The sequence below is a fragment of the Candidatus Zixiibacteriota bacterium genome (assembly GCA_022865345.1).
Taxonomy (GTDB): Bacteria; Zixibacteria; MSB-5A5; order MSB-5A5; family RBG-16-43-9; genus RBG-16-43-9.
Genome location: JALHSU010000258.1, coordinates 1 through 4,083 on the forward strand (window position 1 = coordinate 1; position 4,083 = coordinate 4,083).

General features: G+C 44.5%; 3 protein-coding genes. All 3 read left to right on the plus strand.

Annotated features, from left to right (window positions below; genetic code table 11):
• Positions 1-348: endopeptidase La (locus tag MUP17_12260; GenBank protein ID MCJ7459745.1), on the plus strand; the 348-nt coding region annotated here is incomplete at its 5' end.
• 698 nt (positions 349-1,046) lie between these two features.
• Positions 1,047-3,638 (plus strand): hypothetical protein, encoded by a 2,592-nt coding sequence (locus MUP17_12265; GenBank protein MCJ7459746.1) that lies wholly within the window; start codon positions 1,047-1,049, stop codon positions 3,636-3,638.
• A gap of 78 nt (positions 3,639-3,716) precedes the next feature.
• The coding region (locus MUP17_12270; protein MCJ7459747.1) for a hypothetical protein at positions 3,717-4,083 on the plus strand (367 nt) is incomplete at its 3' end.

Sequence of the window (4,083 nt, forward strand, 5' to 3'; positions counted from 1 at the left end):
CACGTGCATGTGCCAGCCGGCTCCATTCCCAAGGATGGTCCTTCTGCCGGCATCACAATGGTTACAGCGATTGTTTCCCTTCTCTCCGAAAGGCCGGTAAAACCTTTTTGGGCCATGACCGGGGAAATCACCTTAAGAGGACAGGTTTTGCCCATTGGAGGGTTAAAGGAAAAAGCCTTAGCAGCCTATAGGGCTGGGATTAAAACCATCATCTTATCCAAACATAATCAGAAAGATTTAGAGGAAGTCCCGGAAGAGATCAAGAAGAAGATCAAGTTCATCTTCGTGGAAACTGTGGATGAGGTCTTGGGATTAGCTCTAGATAAGAAGAAAAAAAGTAAGAAGTAAGACGTGAGATGTAGGGGCGAACCGGTGTGGTCGCCCTTTGAATTTTCGTAGCGCGACCCTTTCAGGGTCGCTTTTTATTTCCCCTCCTTTCAGGAGAGGGTTGGGGTGAGGTCTTTTTTTGGAGTGCATTGACCGTGTCAATGCAATTTTTTGTAGGGGCGGGTTTCAAACCCGTCCCTACGGAAGAAATAACATCACAGCTGATTAAACAGATTAAGCTGATATATCTGCTCTGAACATCCGTTTAATCCGTTCAATCAGCTGTGAATCTTGCTATCCTTCCTGTCTCAACTCCAATCTAAAATTTAGAAACTACAGTTATTTTCCTTGACAAATAAGGTTTTTGTTTTAGAATGTAAGAAAGACATTCGACAAGCGCTGATTCTCCTGGCTACCAGTTCGCCTCAGGCGAATCAGGTCTGAGGACCTGACATAACACAAAATTGGGTTTTAAAACTGAGGGGGAATATCAAGAATCAAATTCAAAAAAGAGGGTAAATTATTTTTAATTTCAACCTAGCAAGGGGAGGTGATCAGGAATCTTTTTGGAGTGTAAAGCTTCAGCTTTACTACTTATGGTGGTAGAGGTTACGTAGCGCGAGGCTTTTAGCCTCGCATTGGGACCCTAAAAAGGTCGTGCTACTAAAAATCATGTTCGGGAATTCCAATTCCCGAACAAACGAAAAAGGAGGTTTAAAATGAAATCGGTAAAAATTTTGCTGGCTTGCTTAGTAACAATCCTGGTTTTCTCGTCTCTTGTAAATGCAGAAGTTCCCAAAATGATTAATTACCAGGGGAAAATAACCACACCGCAAGGGGCTTTGATTAGCGATACATTTTCAATGGTGTTCTCCATTTATGCGGACAGCACTGGTGGAACTCCCTTATGGACGGAAACCCAAGCCTCAGTCAAAGTCGAATATGGGGTTTTCAGTGTTTTGTTAGGAAGCGTAAACCCTATCTCTGCTACAGTTTTTGATGGGAACACAAGATACCTGGGTTTAAAAGTTGGAAATGATAATGAGATGACTCCGAGAAAAGCGATTGTGAGCGTGGGGTATGCTTATCACTCCGCAGTTGCGGACACAGCCCATTTCGCAATGCCAGATGCGGACTGGACGATTAAGGGAGATATCATATATCATCTGAATGGTAACGTAGGTATTGGGACGGAGAATCCATCAAAACCATTCCATGTAGCAGGAGAATCACGCTTCGATGGTAACATTACTTTGAAAACCTCTGGTGGGATGGAAATCTTAGGTGAATCAGGCAATTGGTTGAATATTGGAAGTGCCACAGGGGTTGTCCTCCAAACTACTAATGATGCTTCGAATATTGATTTCTTAACCAATAATATTGCCAGAATGTCAGTCAAAGGCAATGGAAATGTTTGGATGGGAGACAATCTTGGTATTGGTACATGGAGTCCCAGCGCAAGATTGCATGTAAGTGGTAATGGGATATTCGATGGCAATGTCGGTATAGGGACGACTGGCCCAGAAGAGAAACTAGAAGTTCGGGGTGGTAACGTGCTATTTCGTAATGATACTGGAGACTCTTATCTGAGATTGAACAGAAATACCGAGGATGGAACAGCTGGTACAGGTAGACTCTTAGTGACGCATTCTAGTTCAAATCAAGCCCCGTATGCGGGAGCCATTCATCTGGAACCACTTTGGTATAATGGTAGCAATTACGAGTTCCGACAGGGTACATTTATGGTTGATGCATCTGGCAACGTTGGCATCGGGACGACAAGCCCAGATCAAAAATTAAGTGTAAACGGTATATTAGGTATTTATCCGAACACATGGATTCAGCCATCCTCTCGTGGCCTTTTTCTTTATCATAATGAAGGGGGAGCGGCTAACATTTACGCATACAATTATCTAGGTAACGATGCTGATTCCCTGGGGCTGTCAGGTAAAGACATCACGCTTGCCACCTACTCATTGGTAGGCACTCTAAACCCTAGACTCTATGTTCATAATAATGGCAATGTCGGCATCGGGACGACAAGCCCGGGGTATAAACTTGATGTGGCTGGAGATATTCGATCAACCGGGACCATCTACGGGAACTTTGCTGGAACGATAGACAATGCAGATAAACTGGATGGGTACCATAATGGACAGGTTTCTGCTGACATCTGGGATGGACATCATTGGGGAGATACTTATCCCTACTCCAGTAACTCCGATATGGTGGACGGAATCCATGGAACACAATTTTTAAGGAATGACCAATCAGGGACGTTGAATGGAAACTTAACTGTGAATGGACAAGTGCAAACATGGGGGACTAACTCTTCGGAGATTATTCGTGCAGAGAACTCCGGCTCTGGTCAGGGGATTTTTGCAAGAACTCATTCTACTAATGGAGGTGCAGGAGTAAGTGGAGACGGAGCCGCGACCGGGACTTCAGATAATAGTTTTGGATTAGCGGGTTCAACTCATTCGCCAAGCGGAGAACAGCCACCAACTGGTAGTTCAGCTGGCGTTTATGGTTTAGCCGCTAACACCGGATACGGCGATGCTTTTGGTGTTCTGGGAAGATGTTGGACGCACGGGGGGTCGGGAAACCCAACAGCAGCTGGTGTTTTTGGCTGGGGCGATGTAAGTTCTGGCAGCACCTATGGTGTATGGGGTGAAACACGGTCATCAGACACTTGGGTAAGTGGAGTATATGGTGTGAATACGGCTACATCAGGTGACACCAGAGGTGTTATCGGTACCGTCGCCTCTACAAGTTCAGGGGCAAGTGGTGTTCTTGGCTCGGCACCCGGAACTGGCAATCCGAGTAATGTAAGAGGAGTAACTGGTTACTGTCATTCATCAAATGGATATGGTGTGTATTCTGATGGCAACTTTGCAGTTGCTCCAGGTTACACGAAAAATGCAATTGTTGAAGTCTCCAAGGGAACTGTAAAATTGTATAGCCAAGAATCTCCTGAGGTCTGGTTTGAGGATTTTGGTGAAGGGCAATTAAATGGTGGAAAAGCTCATGTTGAGCTGGACCCACTGTTTCTGGAAACCGTGACCATTAATGAACAACATCTTATGAAGGTGTTTGTTCAGCTTAATGACGAATGCCAAGGTGTCATTGTAAAAAGAGGCACAACTGGTTTCGATGTTATAGAACTTAATAAGGGATTAAGTAACGCTCATTTCACTTATAGAATAGTGGCAAAGAGGAAAGGATTCGAGACCAAGCGGCTTGATAAAGCCCAAGTAACTTCAATCGAGTTTACTCAACCGCTGTCGCCAACTGCAACTTGGAAGGATTAGACAAAAAAAATTGTCAACCACTTCGCCAAAGGCGGAGATGGTTGACCTACAGAAAGAAGAAAACAGGAGGTGCTGAAAATGTGTAAATCAAATAACCCAAAATTTGTGATGATTTTCTTGATGGTCTTTTTCCTTTTCCCCTTTAACTCTTACTCCCAATCCAGCAGCGAAAACTTTAAGATGTTCACTGACGTCTTAGATGAATTTGGTGGGAGGGCGCAATCTGCTAACTACTTTTTGAGGATAGGGACTGGTGGTCAGTCGTCGGTGGTTGGGCTTTCTAAGGAAGATAGTCTTTGGGCAAGGCAGGGGTATGTTAATACTGCGGCTTTTGTGCATGGGGATGATAATGCTGACGGCAAGACAACTGTTTCTGATGTGGTGTATGAGATAAATTATCTTTTCAAGGGTGGTCCCGCTCCTCTTCCGCCTGAGGTTGGAGATG

Bases quoted from the DNA above. Each gene is read 5' to 3' on its own strand.
- MUP17_12265 (MCJ7459746.1), top strand. From the start codon at position 1,047: ATGAAATCGGTAAAAATTTTGCTGGCTTGCTTAGTAACAATCCTGGTT.